The sequence below is a fragment of the Collimonas sp. OK307 genome (assembly GCF_900113705.1).
In the GTDB taxonomy this organism is placed as follows: domain Bacteria; phylum Pseudomonadota; class Gammaproteobacteria; order Burkholderiales; family Burkholderiaceae_D; genus Collimonas.
The window spans coordinates 1-20,537 of the sequence record NZ_FOQI01000026.1 but is presented as its reverse complement, the minus strand read 5'-3'; the positions used below and the strand labels follow the sequence as shown (position 1 = coordinate 20,537).

At 56.1% G+C, this 20,537-nt stretch carries 21 protein-coding genes; 10 read left to right on the top strand and 11 right to left on the bottom strand.

Annotated features, from left to right (window positions below; all coding sequences use genetic code 11):
• Positions 1–17: 17 nt before the first annotated feature.
• Positions 18–503, top strand: coding sequence for a redox-sensitive transcriptional activator SoxR (soxR, locus tag BM205_RS22790; RefSeq protein WP_092417150.1), 486 nt, complete (start codon positions 18–20; stop codon positions 501–503).
• Positions 504–509: 6 nt separating this feature from the next.
• Here soxR and BM205_RS22785 read toward each other — a convergent pair whose 3' ends face one another.
• The 3 genes from BM205_RS22785 to BM205_RS22775 form a co-directional block, all read right to left on the bottom strand.
• Positions 510–1,064: a GNAT family N-acetyltransferase gene (locus BM205_RS22785; protein WP_092417149.1), complete on the bottom strand. Its 555-nt coding sequence runs from the start codon at positions 1,062–1,064 to the stop codon at positions 510–512.
• Positions 1,065–1,098: 34 nt separating this feature from the next.
• Positions 1,099–1,824: a hypothetical protein gene (locus tag BM205_RS22780; RefSeq protein ID WP_092417148.1), complete on the bottom strand. Its 726-nt coding sequence runs from the start codon at positions 1,822–1,824 to the stop codon at positions 1,099–1,101.
• Between the two features lie 146 nt (positions 1,825–1,970).
• On the bottom strand, positions 1,971–2,726 hold the full coding sequence (locus BM205_RS22775; RefSeq protein WP_092417147.1) for a DeoR/GlpR family DNA-binding transcription regulator: 756 nt from the start codon (positions 2,724–2,726) through the stop codon (positions 1,971–1,973).
• Positions 2,727–2,817: 91 nt separating this feature from the next.
• Here BM205_RS22775 and BM205_RS22770 point away from each other — a divergent pair, with 91 nt between their 5' ends.
• From BM205_RS22770 to BM205_RS22735, 8 genes are all read left to right on the top strand, one after another.
• Positions 2,818–3,411, top strand: a complete 594-nt coding sequence (locus BM205_RS22770) for an NUDIX domain-containing protein (protein WP_092417146.1) — start codon at positions 2,818–2,820, stop codon at positions 3,409–3,411.
• Positions 3,412–3,596: 185 nt separating this feature from the next.
• Positions 3,597–4,340, top strand: coding sequence for a peptide-methionine (S)-S-oxide reductase MsrA (gene msrA / locus BM205_RS22765; protein WP_254784016.1), 744 nt, complete (start codon positions 3,597–3,599; stop codon positions 4,338–4,340).
• Between the two features lie 104 nt (positions 4,341–4,444).
• Entirely contained in the window at positions 4,445–5,062 is a 618-nt protein-coding gene (pssA, locus tag BM205_RS22760) for a CDP-diacylglycerol--serine O-phosphatidyltransferase (RefSeq protein ID WP_092417144.1), read from the top strand.
• A gap of 119 nt (positions 5,063–5,181) precedes the next feature.
• Positions 5,182–5,511, top strand: coding sequence for a hypothetical protein (locus BM205_RS22755; protein ID WP_092417143.1), 330 nt, complete (start codon positions 5,182–5,184; stop codon positions 5,509–5,511).
• Positions 5,512–5,637: 126 nt separating this feature from the next.
• A complete protein-coding gene (otsB, locus tag BM205_RS22750; protein WP_092417142.1) occupies positions 5,638–6,378 on the top strand; it encodes a trehalose-phosphatase in 741 nt (246 codons plus the stop codon).
• 19 nt (positions 6,379–6,397) lie between these two features.
• A complete protein-coding gene (locus BM205_RS22745) occupies positions 6,398–8,242 on the top strand; it encodes a glycoside hydrolase family 15 protein (RefSeq protein ID WP_092417141.1) in 1,845 nt (614 codons plus the stop codon).
• A gap of 64 nt (positions 8,243–8,306) precedes the next feature.
• Positions 8,307–9,683 carry an alpha,alpha-trehalose-phosphate synthase (UDP-forming) gene (gene otsA / locus BM205_RS22740; RefSeq protein WP_092417140.1) on the top strand — a complete coding sequence of 459 codons (1,377 nt, stop codon included), beginning with the start codon at positions 8,307–8,309 and terminating at the stop codon, positions 9,681–9,683.
• 261 nt (positions 9,684–9,944) lie between these two features.
• Positions 9,945–10,148 carry a cold-shock protein gene (locus BM205_RS22735; protein WP_092357437.1) on the top strand — a complete coding sequence of 68 codons (204 nt, stop codon included), beginning with the start codon at positions 9,945–9,947 and terminating at the stop codon, positions 10,146–10,148.
• A gap of 645 nt (positions 10,149–10,793) precedes the next feature.
• Here the strand turns inward: BM205_RS22735 and BM205_RS22730 are convergent.
• The 6 genes from BM205_RS22730 to BM205_RS22700 all read right to left on the bottom strand — a co-directional run bounded on the left by BM205_RS22730 (position 10,794) and on the right by BM205_RS22700 (position 17,237).
• Entirely contained in the window at positions 10,794–11,060 is a 267-nt protein-coding gene (locus BM205_RS22730) for a DUF1488 family protein (RefSeq protein WP_092417139.1), read from the bottom strand.
• Positions 11,061–11,754: 694 nt separating this feature from the next.
• A complete protein-coding gene (locus tag BM205_RS22720; RefSeq protein WP_092417137.1) occupies positions 11,755–12,378 on the bottom strand; it encodes a DUF1294 domain-containing protein in 624 nt (207 codons plus the stop codon).
• A 1-nt stretch (position 12,379) separates the two neighbouring features.
• Positions 12,380–13,417 (bottom strand): L-idonate 5-dehydrogenase, encoded by a 1,038-nt coding sequence (locus tag BM205_RS22715; RefSeq protein WP_092417136.1) that lies wholly within the window; start codon positions 13,415–13,417, stop codon positions 12,380–12,382.
• Between the two features lie 13 nt (positions 13,418–13,430).
• Positions 13,431–14,216: an SDR family NAD(P)-dependent oxidoreductase gene (locus tag BM205_RS22710; protein WP_092417135.1), complete on the bottom strand. Its 786-nt coding sequence runs from the start codon at positions 14,214–14,216 to the stop codon at positions 13,431–13,433.
• 52 nt (positions 14,217–14,268) lie between these two features.
• The gene (gene gntK, locus BM205_RS22705) at positions 14,269–15,828 is read right to left on the bottom strand and encodes a gluconokinase (protein ID WP_092417134.1); all 1,560 of its coding nucleotides are present in this window, start codon (positions 15,826–15,828) and stop codon (positions 14,269–14,271) included.
• Between the two features lie 56 nt (positions 15,829–15,884).
• On the bottom strand, positions 15,885–17,237 hold the full coding sequence (locus BM205_RS22700; RefSeq protein WP_092417160.1) for a GntP family permease: 1,353 nt from the start codon (positions 17,235–17,237) through the stop codon (positions 15,885–15,887).
• Positions 17,238–17,547: 310 nt separating this feature from the next.
• On the opposite strand from BM205_RS22700, the gene BM205_RS22695 reads away from it, so the two are divergent.
• Complete coding sequence (locus BM205_RS22695) at positions 17,548–18,597, top strand: HTH-type transcriptional regulator GntR (RefSeq protein ID WP_092417133.1); 1,050 nt, start codon at positions 17,548–17,550, stop codon at positions 18,595–18,597.
• A 74-nt stretch (positions 18,598–18,671) separates the two neighbouring features.
• On the opposite strand, the gene ald is transcribed toward BM205_RS22695, so the two are convergent.
• Entirely contained in the window at positions 18,672–19,787 is a 1,116-nt protein-coding gene (gene ald / locus BM205_RS22690) for an alanine dehydrogenase (protein WP_092417132.1), read from the bottom strand.
• Positions 19,788–20,324: 537 nt separating this feature from the next.
• Positions 20,325–20,537: aldehyde dehydrogenase family protein (locus BM205_RS22685; protein WP_139227369.1), on the bottom strand; the 213-nt coding region annotated here is incomplete at its 5' end.

The following is a 20,537-nucleotide window of genomic DNA, read 5'->3' as shown; positions in this document are numbered from 1 at the left end:
CATTTTGAGGAATCCGGATGAGTGAGATACTGATCACCATCGGCGAACTGGCGAAACGGTCCGGCGTGGCCGCAAGCGCATTGCGCTTCTATGAAGAGCAAGGACTATTAAGCAGCAAGCGTGAAACAGGACGGCAGCGTCAATTTTCCCGTGATGTATTACGCCGGGTAGCCTTCATCCGCGTAGCACAGACGGTAGGCCTCAGCCTTGACGAGATCAAGACCGCCCTATCGACATTGCCGCAAAAGCGCACGCCGACCAGGCAAGACTGGGAACAACTGTCGCGTTCCTGGCACCCTCTGCTGCAGCAGCGCATAGATACACTGACAGCGCTGCGCGATCAGCTCACGTCGTGCATAGGCTGCGGTTGCCTGTCACTTAAAAAATGTGCGCTATACAATCCTGACGATGCCGCACACCGGCGCGGCACCGGGCCCCGTTATTTATTGGGAGACGATCCAACCAAGGTACTCGTCGAGGATGATACGGATGAGTACAACTAGGCCCGATTAGGTATCGTCGATGCCGATATGCGGATCAAGGCAAGAGTAAATCCAGAAATCCCGCGGATGGTTACGCACCATCCGGAAATTGCGCAGCAGGCCTTCGCGTTGGAAACCGCACTTTTCCAACACCCTGACAGAGCGCGTATTCGAGTCGAGTGCGGTAGCCTGGATCCGAACCGCGCCAAGATGCGAGAACCCCCACTTCACTACGGCCGCACAGACAGAAGGTGCGATACCCCTGCCCCAAACACCTGGGGCCAGGTCATATGCTATTTCCGCAGTTTTGTGCAGCGGCGAGACACTGTGGAAACCGACAGTCCCGACCAGCTTATCGGAGTCGCACAAGGCAATTGCCAGGCGAACTTCCGAAGCGGGGTCCGTGGATTCGAAGGCATCGAATTTCAGCATCAATTCATCGATGGACCGCAGATCCCAGCTGGTATGCTCCAGCACATGCGGCATGGTCAAATACCCATACCAGGCAGGGGCATCGGCGCGACTCAGCGGACGCAGGTAAACCAGTTCATGTGCTAGCGTTGGCAGGTCGGCGTAGTGCATGGATTTCGATTGAATTTCCTATGAGAGCGAAGCTTCACTCACTCAATTTTAATGATTCCAGCTCCCCCGTATAACGCTCGGTACGAACACCGCCATTCCCATAATATTCTTCGACCGATTTAACCCATCGCTTAACTTCAGGAACATACCAGAATGCTTTATAGGTTCTGCCGGTTACCGGTACTGCGGTAGTTTTCTGCACCTGCGTAACCATGGTGGTGCCACCCTGTCCCATTTGCGCACCTTGCACGACACTTTGGGCGGGCTCCAGCTCCGCATTCCACCGCCCCTCTGCTTCGACTTTTATTGCCTTGAATTTTCCAGCCGGGACCTCCACCGTTTCAAAGCCGACAACCGTAAACTTGGTGTCCCACTGCTCGAACCGGTGCGCCTTGTTGGGATGTTGTTCCGTATATTGCACTTCCCAGGTTTTCCCGGCAGCCAATGGAAATGACAATGGCTTGTTGACCACCATCTCTTTGCCGTTGATATCGCGACTGCGACTCCAGTCCGCACCGGCAAATACCTCCGTTGCGGCCTGAGTCGAACCGCTTTGTTTTGACGAGTAGTAAATACTGGAAGACGTCACATGGGAAACCGTAACCTCGGAACGATTCTGGCTCCATCCTGACGGCCCCTTCTCCACCGTAATGCGATAGGTCCAGCTATCTCCTGCCTTGACCGAAGGAGCATCAATGGATTGCGCAAAACCAGGTAATGCAAGGGCCACGCCAATCAAACCCAGGACGATGTTTTTCATAAAGAAATATTGTTATGGAGAAAAATACATCATATCGGCTTCAATCCCCTGCGTCATCAAGCCGATTCAGATGGAAACATTTAGAAACAACTTTGTTTCCCTTTTGATTTCCGCTCTGTTCAGCATTGCAGGTAAATCGTAACCTGCTACGCCAAGGTGACCGTTATTCCCATTTTTCGATACGGGGCAATCAAGGCTTCCGCCACATCGGTATTCACTACGATTTCACTGATTTGAGCCAGCGGCACAATCTGGTACGGCGATGCCGTATCCAGCTTTTCCGGCGACGCCAGCACCACTGTTCGCAAAGCCGCATTACACAATGCACGCTTGACGCAAGCCTCTTCATAATCGCCGGTACTGATGCCGGCCTCGGGATGCAAACTGCACACCCCCATGAAATACAGGTCGGCGCGGATCTGGCCGATGGCTTCGATCGCGGCAGCACCAACGCCGACGATCGAATGCTTGAACAAACGGCCGCCGATCATGATGACCTCGACATGCGGATGCGTAACCAGCTCAATCGCAATCGACGGGCTGTGTGTCACCACGGTTGCCCGCAGCGTCTGTGGCAACTGCCGCGCCAGCTGCACGGCGGTGGTGCCGCCATCGATGAACACCACCTGCCCCGGCTGGATCATGGCAGCGGCAGCGCGGCCGATGGCGGGCTTGGCCTCGCTTGAAATCTGCTGCCGTTCAACGAAGGGAGCTGCCGCGGGCGATGCCGGCAAGGCGCCGCCATGGACGCGCTGTAGCAAACCCTCTTTCGCCAGCTGACGCAGATCGCGCCGGATGGTGTCTTCCGACAGACCCAGCTGCTCGCTAAGCGACTTGGCGACGATCTGCCCGTCTCGCTCCAGGATTTCCAGAAGATGTTGTTTGCGTTGCAATGTCAGCATAATTTTTTGCACGTTTTTTCTTGATATTTAACGATATTGCATGATAAATTTCCAAAACGCAAGTTCATGCAGCATCAACCGGAGATTTCCCATGCAAGATGACAGAATCAGGATCCGCAACGTTGAAGTATTGTCGGACGATTGGTATCTGCTTCAGAAAACCACCTTCGATTACCGCCGCGCCGATGGCGACTGGCAAACCTTGACACGCGAAACCTATGATCGCGGCAATGGCGCCACCATCCTGCTGTACAACCGCGAACGCCGCAGCGTGATCCTGATTCGCCAGTTCCGCTTCCCCACCTACGGCAACGGCCACGACGGTTTTCTGATCGAAACCGCCGCCGGACTGCTCGATCAGGCCAGCCCCGAGGTGCGGATCAAAGCCGAGGTGGAGGAAGAGACCGGTTATCGCGTGACAGAAGTGCGCAAAGTATTTGAAGCCTTCATGAGTCCCGGCTCGGTCACTGAAAAGCTGTATTTTTTTGTAGCCGAATACGACCCCGCCTCAAGAGTCAGCGACGGCGGCGGCCTGGAAGCGGAAGGCGAAGACATCCAGGTGCTGGAACTGCCCCTGGAACAAGCATTGCAAATGGTAGCCAACGGTGAAATTGCCGACGGCAAGACGATCATGCTGCTGCAATACGCGCAACTGCATTTGCTGCCATCGCTTGCAATCGCGTGACCATGTTTGATTGGTAAAACGACATCAAATCCACGGCATATCCCAACTGCAAAACCAAGGTGTAAGCTAGAACTTGGAAATCTGCTGATATGGGATGCCTCCCTCGTAAGGAAATCCAGACTTTGCCGACTAATCACCAGTTCCGCAAAAACTTACCTTATTGATGAGTGAAGAGGATGGATATCATGGATAACTTACCAACAAAAGCCAGGCAAACTCCCGCCACACCCTGGATCAAGGGATTGCTGACGGCATGCGGACTCGGGCTGGTCCTGCTGCTTGGACAAAATCTCGCATTGTCGTCTGAAACCGCGAAAATCGTCCCTCCGCCGACCAGCGACGAACAGGTATCCGGCGCCGGACACTCGGAAACCGCAGTCTTCGCAGGTGGCTGTTTCTGGGGCGTTCAAGGCGTGTTCCAGCATGTGCGCGGAGTCACCGACGTGGTCTCGGGTTACGCAGGCGGCAGCCGCGATACAGCACAATATGAACGGGTCAGCGAAGGCGATACCGGACATGCGGAATCTGTGCAAATCACTTACGACCCAACGCAAATCACTTATGGCAAGCTACTCCAGATATTTTTCTCGGTGGCTCATGACCCTACCCAGCTAAATCGCCAGGGACCGGATTCCGGCACGCAATATAGGTCTGCAATCTTTGCAGCAAACGACATGCAGCGCAAGATCGCACAGGCGTACGTCGGGCAAATCGATAAAAGTAAAATATTCAGCAAACCGCTGGCGACGCGTATAGAAAATTTCCGCGGCTTCTATCCGGCCGAGGCCTATCACCAGAATTTCCTGACACGCAATCCCGGCTACCCGTACATCGTCGTCAACGACTTGCCCAAGATCGATGACCTGAAGCGTTTGTTCCCTAACCTGTATGGCGCGCAGCCGGTGCTTACCAAGGTCGCATCGCGCTAGTTCTGACTTTCGGCTTTAGATTGGTGTGCCGCATGTGATAAATTCGGTGTGGGCCGTACTCTTGATGGCCCACCCATTTCTCTTATCGCATCCGGATTCAATTAATGACCAAACCTAAGCCTTTTTCAATGATTCGCGAGTTTCACCTCGCCGACTGGTTCACCCTCAGCAATGCATTTTGCGGCGTCGGCGCCTTGTTTTCAGTGATGACGTATCTGCAAACACGTGAAGTGCTGCACATTTTCATCGCATGCAGCTTGATTCCGGCAGCGCTGGTGTTTGACGTGCTCGATGGCCGCATCGCGCGGTGGCGTGCCCAAAGCTCAGCCATGGGACGCGAGCTGGATTCACTGGCCGATATCATTTCGTTTGGCGTCGCTCCCGCAGTGATTGCCTACGGCTGCGGCATGCAAGGGCTGGTCGATCGCATCATCCTGGTATTTTTTGTGGCTTGCGGCGTATCGCGCCTGGCGCGTTATAACGTCACCTCCGAAAAACTTTCCGAAGGCGGCGACAAAGTAAAATATTTTGAGGGCACGCCGATTCCCACCTCATTGCTGCTGGTCATCGTGCTCGCCGCAGCGGCCTGGCACGGCGCCTTGGGCGAACAACTGTGGTTAGGCGTGGTATTTGTGGGAGGCTTTCAGTTTCATCCCCTGGTGCTGATGTTTGCCGCTTCGGGGGCTTTGATGGTGAGCCGGATTCGTATCCCGAAACTATAAGACATAAGACCCGGGCACAACGCGGAATCGGCTCACCCGTCATAAAATTCTCCAAGATCCCCACTTGCGGACGCAATAGGTCTACACTAAAAGCTGGCGCAAATGGGGGGAGCTACATCATGACCGATATCGATCCCAAGAGCAGTTTCCGAGGACTGCCGTTGACCCCGGAGCAAGACGCAGAAGTCAGGCACTACATCACGGTAAAAAAACGCCATGGCGAGCCGTGGGACACGCCGGAGCTGAGCGCCATGCTGAGAGACATGCTGGAGCCGCCGAGCGAAGAAGACGACGAAGATGACTTCGGTGCGAACCTGAGCCTGGACCAGACCAAAGCCGTAGCCGAGCGGGCTGCCTCAGCTATCGAAGATATCATCGATCCCATCGAAGCCAGCGAGGAACGCAATGCCGCGATGGAATCCGAGGCAATGAAAATTCAGATGCGCTGACCCGGCGATCCGTCAACCCCGCTGCCGCGTGGTTTTCAGTCGATTTTCAGATTGGCTCCCATAATAAATTGGCATCGATAATTTTTATCATGGGAACTAATCTGCCATTAATCCGCCATACATGACATGCCTCTACAAAATCGTGACTACGACTTTGCAGCCGATGCGTTGTTTCTGGATTTTGACAATACGCTGGTCGATTTCGCTCCGCTGCCGGAAAGCGTAATGCTGCCGCCAGACTTGATAACAACTTTACAACGACTGCAACAAGCAACAAACGGCGCACTGGCCATCATCAGCGGCCGCCCGATGGAACAGATCGATCATTTCCTCTCGCCCTTGCGTTTGCCTGTGGCCGGTGTCCACGGCGCCGAGCGGCGCAGTGCCGATGGGCGCGTGGTGCAACTGCAGGTACCAGACATAAAACGTTTGCTGGTTTATCTGCAACCGCTGGCGGCGCAGCATGCCGGCTTGCTGCTGGAAATTAAACGTGGCGCACTGGCATTGCACTACCGCCGCGCTCCGCATCTGGAACAAATTTGCGTGCAAGCAATGACCGATGCCCTGGCCCACGAGCAAGGCTTTGCGCTTTTGCGCGGCAGTATGGTGGTCGAAGCCAAAGCCGCCGATGCCGACAAAGGCAAGGCCATTGCGGCATTCATGGATGAGGCGCCGTTTGCCGGCCGCCGCCCGGTATTTATCGGCGACGACATCACCGATGAAGCCGGTTTTGCCTGGGTCCAGTCGCAATCTGCCGGCGGCCTCGGCATCAAGGTAGGTCCGGGCCCAAGTCTTGCCCATGCACGTATAGCCAACCCGGCGGCAGTACGCAGCATGCTGGCACAGGTATCAGGGCAACAGCAATAAACCAAACGCGAAAGAAATCATGACCAAGCCACCCACCGAAACGTTGGTCGCTGCAGCAGAGATTGACAGCGGCGCAATCCCATCCACGTCCTCCCTCGACCTCGCTGTCATCGGCAACTGCTCACTCAACGCCTTGATAGACAAGCTGGGACGCATGGTCTGGTGTTGCTTGCCTCGCTTTGATGGCGATCCCGTTTTTAACGCCTTGCTCGATCCCACTGAAAACGGCAGCCAGTGGAGTTTCCAGCTGGAGAATTTTTCACATAGCGAGCAGTGGTATGAACCGAACACCGCGGTGCTGCATACCCGCTTGTTCGACACCCTGGGGCAAGGCGTGGAAATCACCGACTTCGCCCCACGCTTTCCCAGCCGCGGCCGCTACTTCCGGCCCTTGACCGTAGTGCGCCGCCTGCAAGCATTGAGCGGCGCGCCGCGGCTACGCGTTTTATTGCGCCCGCGTTTCGACTGGGGGCGTGAAATACCGGTGATCACACGCGGCAGCAATCACTTGCGCTATGTAGGATCGGAACAGACCCTGCGCCTGAATACCGATGCCCCCATCAGTTATCTGCTGGCCGAAACCGCATTCGTGATCAGCCGGCCATACAATTTCATACTGGGGCCGGATGAAACCCTGCTCAATGGTATCGGCGACACAGCAAGAACCTTCGAACAGGAAACCCTGGCGTACTGGCGCAACTGGAGCCGCGCACTGGCCACGCCGCTGGAGTGGCAATCCGCTGTGATTCGCGCCGCAATTACCCTGAAACTGTCCTTGTGCGAAGACACCGGCGCAATTGTCGCCGCCATGACCACCAGCGTACCGGAAGCGCCTGGCAGCGCGCGCAATTGGGACTATCGTTATTGCTGGCTGCGCGACGCTTTTTTTGTGGTGCGGGCGCTCAACAGCTTGTCTGAGCTAGGCACCATGGAAGACTATCTGCGCTGGCTGGGCAATGTTGTGGTCAGAAGCGCAGGCGGTCATGTGCAGCCTTTGTACGGCATCGGCCTGGAAGATTCGTTACCGGAAATCACTCTCGATCACCTGCCGGGATATCGGCATCATGCGCCGGTCCGGGTCGGCAACCAGGCTTACGAACATTTCCAGCACGATGTCTATGGCAACATCGTGCTCGGCGCCGCGCAATCGTTTCACGATGAACGGCTGCTGCATCGTTCCGGCGTCGAACAGTTTCAGCATCTGGAGGCATGCGGCGAGCGCGCCTTTGCGCTCTATGATCAACCGGATGCCGGCATGTGGGAGTTGCGCACCCGTTCGCGCATCCACACTTCATCGGCATTGATGAGCTGGGCCGCCTGCGACCGCCTGGCCAAGATCGCCGCCAAACTCGAACTCAAGGAACGCGCCGTTTATTGGCAGGAACGCGCGGCAACCATAGGCGAGCGCATCCTGACCGAAGCCTGGAATGAAGACCGGCAGGCTTATGCCGAAAGTTTCGGTGGCCGCGATCTCGACGCCAGCGTGCTGCTGATGGTGGAAGTAGGCCTGGTCGCGCCAACCAACGAACGCTTTATCGCCACCGTCGACGCACTGGAAAAATATCTGTGCGATGGCCCTTACATGCGGCGCTATGAAGCCCCCGACGATTTCGGCCGGCCGGAAACGGCATTCAATATCTGCACCTTCTGGCGCATTGATGCGTTGGCGCGCATCGGCCGCAAGGAACAGGCGCGCGAGATTTTCGAAACCATGCTGGCCACCCGTAATCATGTCGGGTTGCTGTCGGAGGATACTCATCCTGTCACCGGTGAGATGTGGGGTAACTTCCCGCAGACTTATTCCATGGTCGGCATTATCAATTGCGCCATGCGTTTGTCGGCGGCGTGGGAGACTGCCATCTGAACACTTCCAGTCAGCATCACCCGCTCCGCATCACCCATATCAAGAACAAGAAAGGAATCTGCCTATGTCACGCCTGGTAGTAGTATCCAACCGGCTTGCCGATCCACGCAAGCCGGCAGCAGGAGGTCTGGCGGTGGCGTTGGGCGAAACCCTGAAAAAAACCGGCGGCCTCTGGTTCGGCTGGAGTGGCACGGTGGTCAAGGAAGGCACTCCCGGCGAAGGAGAACTGCGTGTGCATCAAGCGGGGCCGGTGACACTGGCTGAAATCGATTTGTGCCAGGAAGACCACGACGCCTACTACCGTGGCTATGCCAACGGCGTGCTGTGGCCGATATTCCATTACCGGCTGGATCTGGCCCAGCTGGAGTCCGGCTATCTGGCCGGCTATCGGCGCGTCAACCATCTGTTTGCGCGCAAGTTGATGCCGCTGCTGAAACCCGACGACCTGATCTGGATCCACGACTATCACCTGATCCCGCTAGCGGCGGAACTGCGCGCAATGGGCTGCGACAATCGCATCGGCTTTTTCTTGCATATCCCGCTGCCGCCGCAACAAATCCTGGCAGCGATTCCATCGCATGAATGGCTGATGCGCGCCCTGTTCGCCTATGATTTGGTGGGCTTCCAGAGTGAAGCCGATTTGCTGAATTTTTCCAATTACGTAAAGGCCGAAGCTACTGCAGAAACCGTGGGCGTCGGCCAGTTCCGCGCCTTCAACAGCACGGTCCAGGCTGGCGCGTTTCCGATCGGGATCGATGTTGATGATTTTCTCCGGATGGGACGCGCGCGGGAGTCTCAGGAAACGTATGAAACCACCTGTAGCGAATATTCGCGACGGCGACTGCTGATCGGCGTTGACCGCCTCGATTACTCGAAAGGACTGCCGCAACGGATCCGGGCATTCGGTGAATTGCTCAACGCCTATCCGGAAAACCGGCATAGCGCTACCTTGCTGCAGATAGCCGCGCCGAGCCGCGAAGATGTCGATGCTTATACCGACATCCAGCATGAACTGGAAAGCCTGTGCGGCGCAGTCAACGGCGACTACGGCGATCTCGACTGGATGCCGGTGCGCTACATCCATCGCGCCGTTGCACGCCGCCGCCTGCCCGGCCTGTACCGGGCTTGCGATGTAGCGCTTGTAACACCGCTGCGCGACGGTATGAACCTGGTCGCCAAGGAATTCATCGCAGCACAGGATGAAGCCGATCCGGGAGTGCTGGTACTGTCCCGCTTCGCCGGCGCGGCAGAGCAATTGAAAGAAGCACTGCTGGTCAATCCCTACGATATTCCCGGCACCGCCCAGGCGATCCAGCGCGCCTTGCAAATGCCCCTGGCCGAGCGCCAGACGCGGCATGCTGCGCTATTGGCCAATGTCCGCAAATACGATGTCCACTGGTGGTGTGGGAAATTTTTGCAATCGCTGGAAAATGTTCGCTGAAGCGCACGCAAATACAGCCGATACAGCTGCAGCATTTGTCTAATCGACATCAAATAATCAGACAGCAATATTTATTTCGACAACTTTCTTGGCTAAACCGGAAGTTTTGGAGGATACTCATTGATGTTGAGGATAAAAAATGCGACGACAGCACCGAAGCTTGTTTCCGCACGACCCGCGGCACTATGTTAGTTAACGTACAGAAGCAATCCCTCGACATCACTAACCTAGGCTCGCAGCTAACACATTTGAAAGATTATTATGGCAACAGGTACTGTTAAGTGGTTCAACGACTCCAAAGGCTTCGGTTTCATTACACCGGACGATGGTGGTGAAGATTTGTTCGCTCACTTCTCTGCAATCCAGATGGATGGCTTCAAGACGCTCAAAGAAGGCCAGAAAGTGAAATTCGATGTTACAGACGGACCAAAAGGCAAACAGGCATCCAACATTCAAAATCCTTGAAAACCGTGACGGTTTAAGGATTACAAATAGGAAACCTCGGAAGCTTTTCTGTAGCTGACGAATAAAAAGCCTGGCGCCGCAAGATTCGCCAGGACAAGACTGGATGCCTCTCGCTGATTCCGTCCAAAAGCGGATCAAACGGATGGCTCCAGACATGGCACACGGCAAGTAAGACTGAGGGCCGCGACATATTCCCATTGCCGCGACGTTTACCTGCAAATACCTGCGAATTTGTACTGCGCACCCGCCACGCTGCGCCTCCCCGGATACCTCCCTGCGTACTACCTCCTCAGGTACCACTTCTTTAGGCACCACTTCTCCACATTCTGCAGTCTTGATCTTACTTTCTGGATTTGACGTATTGCAGTTCGCAAGTTTGCGCCGCCTGGTCTTTCTGGAAGAGTTCATTCCCGCTCACGCATGATTCCATCCACGTACGTTTGTCGTAAGTGAGGCCCAGAAATACTGCTAACGCGATGATGGCGCATCCTATGATGATGGCGATTGGTAATTTCATATGACTCAGATTATGTGGCGTGGAATTATCACGAACGCAATAAAAAACAGCCGTCCTCGTTCATCAAGGTCGGCTGTTTTCAATATTACTGGAAATCATGAGAGCCGGTCCCGGCTCCTGAAAAAAAACTAGTCGTTAAAATCGGTGGCCAGCAACGTCACGCCGCTGCGGCGCCCGGTTGCCCTTAGCTTGTGGGCAAGCGCTATCTGGATCTCGATCTTGTGACCGCGGTAGGTGGCAAGCCGGTCTTCCGGTTGCGGCCCCGCATAGAACTTATTATCCAGACACTCTTTTGTGACATTGCATTTTGTCAGCTTATTATCAATGACAACTGGAATGATGACGCTATCTGACTTTGGATCGTGAGTTATTGCGCCGAGAAAGGAAATTCGCATTTTCTTCTCTCCTGAAAATAGGTGGCAAAACTGCAATTCCCATCTCTACGCTGGACACAAGAACTATCGCACCTGTGTTAAACGTTAATTTTTAAACGTCAATTTTTAAACGTCATCGTGCGCGCGATGGGGCTGAAATTGTAAGACAGCGCGCCCATTTAGCAAGTTCAAATCCGAATGCCAGAATGCAGACTATTTTTGATCCGGCACAGTCACGGAGAGTTCACGCAATACGCCGCCCTCAAGTACGCTACCGCTAGTCGTACCTTCGCCATTTATCCGACGCCGACATGCATCCTTGTCATCCGGAGGCAAGGCATTACATCTTAACAAGGCATTTTGACTATCTGCCGCCGGGTCGTCCTGGAGGCGGCCTCTTCTCGCCTCTTGCAGCGCCGCCCCGGCCTCTCTCAGGCAAGTCGCGCGAGACTGGTTCGACTGCCCGCTCATGCACACTGCCCGCTCTGCCTGATATCGCGCATTCGCGTCCTGCGGACTAGCGGCGGCCATGGCTGTCCACGAGACACTCGATATGCACAGCGCCAGCAACAGAGCCGTCCTGCGATTGAAATGCGCAACTGTCGAACTGCAAGAATTTCGGTCATTTGGCATGATAATCTCCAAACTAAAATTTGAATTTACCGAAATCACTAGCTGCAGTATGTGCGCTACCGAGCTTTGCGCGTAGTTCCCCTTACATCCATAGGGCAATGGCAGATCGCAAAAAAACAGAACCGGTCTTTGTAAATAACCAGCCGAACGCACAGCAATTGAGAATGGCTGTTGTCCAGAATACCGCTTGAAACTCTTTCTTCCGGGATTTGTGGCGTACTATTTTCTGAGCGAGCAAAGCACCCGGCCAGCCGCCAATCAGTCCCAGCACGTGTAATGTGCTCTCTTTGGTTCTCCACCGATTGTTCTTTGCTGCGTCTTTATCGAAGACATATGCGAGAAAGGCAATCGCGCTTGCGGCATGGTAAAGGACAAGTATTGCAAATGGGATCCATGCCATGAAAGCCGCCAGCAGCAGGAAACAATAGAACACCGCGGTAAAGACAAGCCCATACGAAGCGGAACCGGGCTCAGAGGAAGTCGCCGACACCGCTTTCGCGCCTGGAAATCGGATATTGTCGGCCCGAAGACGTCCCTTTTCATCCATGATCAATTCGTAGGTAATGAGATCGCCGTCAACTGGCCTGCGCGAGCGGCCGGCAAAAGCCTTTATATGAACAAAGGCTTTTTCGTCGCGACCGTTGGGCGTGACGAAACCAAAACCTTGATCGTCTTTCCAGTTTGCGATTCTTCCTTGATAGCGCATATCAGCTGAAGCTTAGCTGAACTTTCATCATCTTGGAGCGGTCGCCGGCAATCTCGAAAGCTTCCACCGATTGCGCAAATGGATAGGTGGCGGAAATCAGCGGTTTCACATCGACCAAGCCCTTATTCATTAATTCAACTGCAAGCGCGAATTCTTCGTGGAAACGGAAAGCGCCGCGCCATTCCAATTCCTTGCCGACCAGCAGGTTGGCGGGAAAATTGATATCGCCGCCGAGACCGACCTGCACGATGACCGCACCTGGACGCAAGGCATCAAGCGCGCCGCGCAAAGCTTGCTCGTTGCCGCTGACCTCGAACAATACGTCGAAACTGCCTTTGTCTTTGGTGAAGGCTGCCAGCGCATCCGGTTGTTGTCCGACATCGATGGCTTGGTCGGCGCCGACTTTGAGTGCGGCTTCCAAAGGCATCCGGGCGACATCGGTCACAACAATCTGCACCGCGCCGGCACGGCGCGCGGCAATCACGGTCAAGGCGCCGATCGGGCCGCAACCGGTGACCAGTACGCGCTTGCCGAGCAGTGAACCGGCGCGGCGTACTGCGTGCAGAGCTACCGCTAACGGCTCGGCCATCGCGGCTTCGCCGTCACTTACATTGTCGGTAACGATATGTGCTTGTGAACGCTCGATCACAATCTCCTGACGGAAGGCGCCCTGCACGTGCGGCGTGCGCATCGCGCTGCCGTAAAACCGCATGTCGAGACAATGGTTCTGTTTGCCTTCCTGGCAGTACTTGCACCGGCCGCAAGGCAGGCTGGGACTGACTGAAATGCGCGTACCCGGCGCAATGTCATTGATCGCCGAACCCGTCTCGGCGACCACGCCCGACACCTCATGTCCCAGCACCATCGGCTCCTTGATCCGCACCGTGCCGAAACCGCCGTGGCGATAATAGTGCAGGTCGGAGCCGCAAATCCCGCCAGCCTTGATCTTGACTTTCAACTGACCAGGCTGCAGTTCGCCGGTTTCCAGTTCCTGTATGCGCAAGTCCTGCGGTGCATGAATCACAATTCCTTGTTGCATGATAATGCCCTTCTTATAAAGTAGCCGTGACGCCGCCATCGACATACAGGATATGACCGTTGACGAACTTCGATGCATCGCTGGACAAGAACACCGCGGCGCCGACCAGATCTTCCACATCGCCCCAGCAGCGTGACGGTGTACGTCCGACCAGCCATTCGGTAAATTTCTGGTCGGCGACCAATGCCGCGTTCATTTCAGTCTTGAAATAGCCCGGCCCCAGGCCGTTGACCTGCAAACCGTATTTACCCCAGTCGATCGCCATCCCTTTGGTGAACATTTTCACGGCGCCTTTGGTGGCTGTGTAAGGAGCGATGTTGGGACGTCCCAGCTCGCTCTGCACCGAACAGATATTGACGATCTTGCCGCGGCCGCGTGGAATCATGCGTTGCGCGACAGCCTTGGCGACAAAGAATACGCTGTTGAGATTAGTTTGGATCAGTTCGTGCCAGTCGCTTTCCTTGAACTCTTCCAACGGTGCGCGGCGCTGGATCCCGGCATTATTGAACAGGATATCGATGGCGCCGATTTCCGCTTCTATTTTTGCCACCGCAGCCTCTACCGAAGCCGACGATGTGACATCGAAACAGGCTTCATGAATCGTGCAGCCTTCGGCGCGCAACTGCGTCGCGACGCGCGCCAGCTTGTCCGCATCGCGGCCATTGAGCACGATGGAGGCGCCGGCGGCAGCCAGCCCGCGTGCCAGCGCGAGGCCGATGCCGCCGCTGGAGCCGGTGATCAGCGCGAGCCTGCCGGATAATGAAAAGCTTTGCAAACCTGCGGGTAATGTTGCTGTCATTTTGCCTCCTTGAGGGATGTCGTGGATGTCGCGGTTATTCTGGCCCCAGTCATTACGGCGTTTGCACCTCTGTGCATTCGCGCTGAAACTCGGACAGCGCCTGGTATTCCTGCTGCAACTTGCCGGGAATCGACATGAAGATTGGACGCAAACGGTCGTAGACGGCGACGTTGGCGGGAACCGGCACATGGCGATTGGTCGAACCCACCATGCTGGAAATCACATCCAGCGACGGCGCCATGCCCAACGCATACAAGCCCAGTACCGCAGCGCCGAGGCAAGACGATTCGACGCTTTCCGGCACCACCACTTCGCGGTTGAAAATATCGGCCATCATCTGGCGCCACAGAGCGGAACGGGCAAAACCGCCGGTCGCCATCATCCGTTTGGTCGGCCCGATCAAGTCTTCCAGCGCCGGCAAGATACTGTACAGATTGAAGATCACGCCTTCCAGCGCGGCGCGGATCATATGCTGCTTGCCATGATGCAGCGCCAGCCCAAAGAACGAGCCGCGCAAATCGGCATTCCACAACGGTGCGCGCTCGCCCGCCATGAACGGATGGAATAGCAAACCGGCAGCACCAGCCGGAACCAGTGCGGCGATACGGGTCAGCGCGTCATAGGGATCGACCTCGGCGCTGCGGGCTGCAGACGCTTCGGCCGTGGCCAATTCATCGCGCACCCAGCGGAAGATATTGCCGCCGTTGTTGACCGGTCCGCCGACTACCCAGTGCCGCTCGGTCAGCGCATAACAGAAAGTACGGCCGGACGGGTCGGTGAGCGGTTTGTCGATCACGGTGCGCATCGCGCCAGAGGTGCCGATAGTGACAGCGACCTGCCCCGGATGAATCGCGTTGACGCCGAGGTTGGACAGCACGCCGTCGTTGGCGCCGATCACAAATGGCGTATCGGCAGGCAATCCGAGTCGGGCGGCAAGAGCGACATCCAAGCCATGGACATGGTGCGTGGTCGGGACCGGTTCAGACAATTGCGAGGCACGGATACCCAGCAAAGCCAGCGCATCTTTATCCCAGTTCAATTCTTGCAAATTGAACAAGCCGGTGGCCGAAGCAATCGAATGATCGACCAGCCATTTCCCGAACAAACGGAAAAATACATACTCCTTGACGCCGACAAAACGCGCGGCGCGGGTAAATACGTCGGGCTGATCCTGACGCAGCCACATCAGCTTGCACAATGGCGACATCGGATGGATAGGCGTGCCGGTGCGCCGGTAGATCTGAATCCCGTCGAATTCGTCACGAATACGCTTGGACCACTCGCTGGCGCGATTGTCGGCCCAGGTGATGCTGTTGGTCAGCAAACGGTTGTCGCTGTCTAGTACGATCACGCTATGCATCGCGGCGCTGAAGGACACCAGAGCGATGCGGTGATTTCCTGTCTGTGTCGCCCGAGCTGTCTTGATCGCCTCGGCAATCGAAGTCAGTACCGCCTGGTAAATCTGCTGCGGATCTTGTTCCGCCATGCCAGGCGCCGAACACAACAATGGATATTCAACCGCGTGCTGGGCAACAACCCGCCCTTCCAGGGTGAATACAACCGTTTTGGTACTGGTGGTGCCGATATCGACGCCGAGCATGAAATTTGACATAGGATGATTCGTATATCGTCATCTCGCAGAAACTGCTCCCAAACGGAAGCCGTTCCTCAGACGACAAGATTAAGTAACATGATAAAAATAATGGCGACTACCGAAATGATTGTTTCCATCGCGGTCCAGGTCTTGAAGGTCTCACCGACGCTCATGTTGAAGTACTCCTTGACCAGCCAGAAACCGGCATCGTTGACGTGCGACAGGATCAGCGATCCGGCGCCGGTCGCCAACACCAGCAACTCACGGTTGGTGCCGGGAATCAAAGCCACCAATGGCGCCACGATGCCCGCACCGGTAATCGTCGCCACCGTCGCCGAGCCGGTCGCGACCCGGATCACACCGGCCACGAACCAGGCCAGCAGCAAAGGCGAAATCTGTGCATGTACTGCCAGTTCACCGATGGCGGTACCGACGCCGCTGTTGACCAGCATCTGCTTGAAGCCACCGCCGGCGCCGATGATCAACACAATCGCCGCGGTCGGCGCCAGGCTCTGATCGACGAATTTCAAGACCTGCTGACGGGTGAAGCCGCGTGCCAGCCCGAATGTGTACATCGACAACAGCAGCGCCGCCAGCAATGCCACGATAGGATTGCCGATAAATTCCATCAAGTCGCGCAGGCTGTTTCCTTCTGGCAGCGCAATATCGACAAAGGTTTTCAGCAGCATCAGGAACACCGGCAACAACACTGTAACCAGGGTAATGCCGAAGCCCGGCAAGTTTTTCGTTTCGGGTTCGCGCGCCAGTTGCCCCATCAGCTCGTCAGATGGTTTGACGTCTACATGCCGTGAGATGAAAGCACCGAACATGGGACCGGCGATGATCACCGTCGGCAAACCGACGATCAGGCCGTAGAGAATAGTCTTACCGATATCCGCGCCGAATATGCCGATAGCCAGCAGCGGCCCCGGATGCGGAGGCACCAGGCCGTGCATCACCGACAGGCTGGCCAGCATCGGCATGCCGATCTTGAACAATGGCACGCCGGAACGCCGGGAGACGATAAACACCAGCGGGATCAGCAGCACGAAACCGATTTCGAAGAACAGCGGAATGCCAACCAGGAAGGCGCCGATCATCATCGCCCAGTGCACCCGCTCCTTGCCGAAGGCGCGTACCAGCGTTTGCGCGATCTGGTCGGCCCCGCCCGACTCCGCCATCATCTTGCCGAGCATGGTGCCCAGGCCAAGCACGATGCCGACAAAACCCAGCACGCCGCCGAAACCGTCCTGGAACGACTTGACGATCTTGGGCAAAGGCATGCCCGACATCAGGCCGAGGAAACCCGAGGTGATGATCAGCGCGATGAAGGGATGGATGCGCAAGCGCGTGATCATGATGATCAGCGCCAGGATCGCGAGAAATGCATTCAACAGCAATGTTGCGTCGTTGCTCAAGCCCAGCATAAAGATGTCTCCAAAGGTGGCAGGCACGCGGGGCATGATCGCCATTGACATATGCAAGGCGGCTACAACCCGACGTGTTCACCATCTTGCGTAGTGTTTTAAGAAAATATGATGCGACGCCAGTATTGCCGAATAAATGTTAGCGTTAACATCGAGGGCCGATGATAACGCTACCAAAATTTATATGTCAAATCATTTCTATGAATATCAGATGGGTTCTCAGGCGACTCGTGCAGGCAAAGATGGCCAATCGGCTACCCGCAGCCGGGTGAGAGTATGATGTCGGCAAACTTGAACTAATCAGCCAAACATGAGTAAGCCCGTTGTCGCAAAACCCGCAATCAAACCAGTCAAAGGTAGCCGTACCACAGGCCGTGCCACCATAATCGACGTGGCGCAGCATGCCAAAGTCAGCGCGATGACTGTCTCGCGCGCACTGAAAACACCGCAACTGGTTCAGCAGAAAGCGCGCGACCGGATCGCCGCTGCGATCAAGGAACTCGGCTATGTCCCCAGTCAGGCGGCCAGCACATTGGCCTCGGCGCGCTCCCAAGTGATCGGCGTGCTGGTGCCGTCACTGACCAATGCTGTATTCATTGAGACCTTGAGCGGTATCCGCGACTACCTGTCGCAAGCGGGTTATCAGTTCCTGATCGGCGAGACCGGGTATTCGAAAGCCAAGGAAGCCCAGTTGATCTCTACCTACATGGCACACGCCCCGGATGGCTTCCTGCTATCCAGCGTGGGCCAGCACGAAATCCTGCGGCAACAACTGGCCTCCAGCAATATCCCTGCAGTGCGCATGTTCGATCTCGGCAAGAGCAACAGCGAAATGACCGTCGGCTTTTCGCAGACCAAGGCCGGCTATGCAGTGGCCCGGCATTTGATCGAGCGCGGTTATCGCCGTCCGGCGTTCCTGGCGGCGCAGCTCGATCCGCGTATGATGAAGCGCCGCGAGGGATTCCGCAAGGGCTTGGCGGAAGCAGGACTGGATCCGGATGTGGAAGCGTTGCTGTCGACCCCGACCACGGTCGACATGGGCGCGCAGCTACTGAGCAGGATCCTCGAATTGAATCCGGATTGCGATGCCGTCTTTTGCTGCAACGACGATCTGGCGCTGGGCGCGCTATTCGAATGCCAGCGGCGCGGCATCAAGGTGCCGCAGCAGATGGCAATCGCCGGCTTCAACGATTTGTCCTGGGCCGCCTGCGCGACGCCGTCGATCACCACGATTGTCACACCGCGCTACGATATCGGTTACAAGGCGGCGGAGCTGCTGATACGCCAGCTTAAAGGCGAGACCATAGAAAAAGGCCGCCTCGATCTCGGCTTCCAGCTGGCCGTGCGTGAAAGTACATAGCGCAAACCGGAACGGAAATGAGCAGTATCTTCTCAGGAAGATACTGCTCACTTTTTCACCAATCCGCCTGAAGCTTATCCGAGCAAGGACTCAGGTGAGACATACTCATAGCCCAGTGCTTTCGCGACTGCCTCATAGGTAAGCTTGCCGAGACAAACATTCAGCCCGTTCCTCAAATGTGCATCGTCGCGCATGGCCCGTTGCCAGCCCTTTTCGGCCAGGGCGACGGCATGGCCGATGGTGGCGTTGTTGAGGGCAAACGTGGAGGTACGGGCAACCGCGCCTGGCATGTTCGCCACGCAGTAGTGAACGACGCCGTCGACCACAAACGTCGGTTCTGCGTGGGTCGTCGCATGCGATGTTTCAAAACAGCCGCCCTGGTCGATGGCGACGTCAACCACCACCGCGCCCTGCTTCATACGCGAGATCATGCTGCGTGTAACCAGTTTCGGTGCTGCAGCGCCCGGCACCAGGACGCCGCCAATGACCAGGTCCGCGCTCAGGACTGCGTCTTCAATCGACTGCGCATTCGAATAGAGCGTAGTAATCCGGTTTCCATAGACCAGGTCGAGTTGCCGCAAGCGGTCGATATTCTTGTCCAATACGGTCACCCGGGCACCTGAGCCTGCCGCCATCTGCAAGGCGTTGGTGCCTACAACGCCGGCGCCGATGACGACGACATGCGCTGCAGCGACACCCGGCACGCCACCCAACAGCAGTCCCATGCCACCTTTTGATTTTTCCATATGGGCCGCGCCGGCCTGGATCGACATGCGGCCTGCCACTTCACTCATCGGCGCGAGCAAGGGTAAACCGCCGCCTGCGCCGGTAATGGTTTCATAAGCTATGCAGATTGCGCCTGATGCGATCAGGGCGGCAGTCTGCTCAGGATCGGGCGCCAGGTGCAGATAGGTATAGAGAATCTGCCCTTTGCGCAGCATTGCGCACTCGCCGGGTTGCGGTTCCTTGACCTTGACGATCATGTCGGCGCGCGCAAAAATTTCCTTGGCCGTGGCGATCAAGGTGGCGCCGGCTGCCGTGTACTGCGCATCGGATAAGCCGATCTCGGCGCCAGCGTTTGTTTGCACTATCACCTGGTGGCCGCGTAGAGTCAGTTCGCGCACTGACGCCGGTGTCAAGCCTACCCGGTATTCATGATTCTTAATTTCCTTCGGAACGCCTATTAACATGATAAGTCTCCAATTTTTCGATTTATGTAAGGCAGGTCCCACCTGCCATGAATGCCAACGGATTTAAATGACGGGGTGGGACCCCGTCCAAAAAAATCAAACGCCCTGCTTCATCAAACGAATGCGGATATCCGGAAATGTTTACATGCCGACTGCTGAAATCTTGATATCAAACGATTGAAGATCGCTAACAGGTACTGACGCCAGGACACCAGGAGGTGGATGGTCAACCGCGACGATTGCGAACGGTTGGGCATTCCCGACATCGCGCACTATATTCACTAACACGCCACTCTGCGGTCCGCGATCACTTTCAAAGACGACTCGACTACCGATCTCGGCACCAAGGTTATTACTTCGCTTACACACGGGGTTCTCCACGACAAATTCGAACCAGGAGCGCACATACGGTCAGACAATCGCTGACCAGGTAAACGAGCGCGCTGCATCGAATCAAAAAAAAGGCGGCGTGCGTTTCACGCAAGCCGCCACATCCACCGTTACGAATCGCCTATTTCCGGAATAGACGACATCAGGTCAGTTCCAAGGCAGCGAATACGTTTTGGTGTTGGAGAAGCTTTTCATCGCTTCCAGCACACCTTCCTTGTAGCCCAGGCCAGAGTCCTTGATGCCGCCAAACGGTGTCAGCTCCAGGCGATAGCCGGGTACTTCCCGGACGTTGACGCTGCCCACTTCCAGCTCACGGACGAAACGGGTGATGTAGTCCATGCGGTTGGTGCAGACCGACGA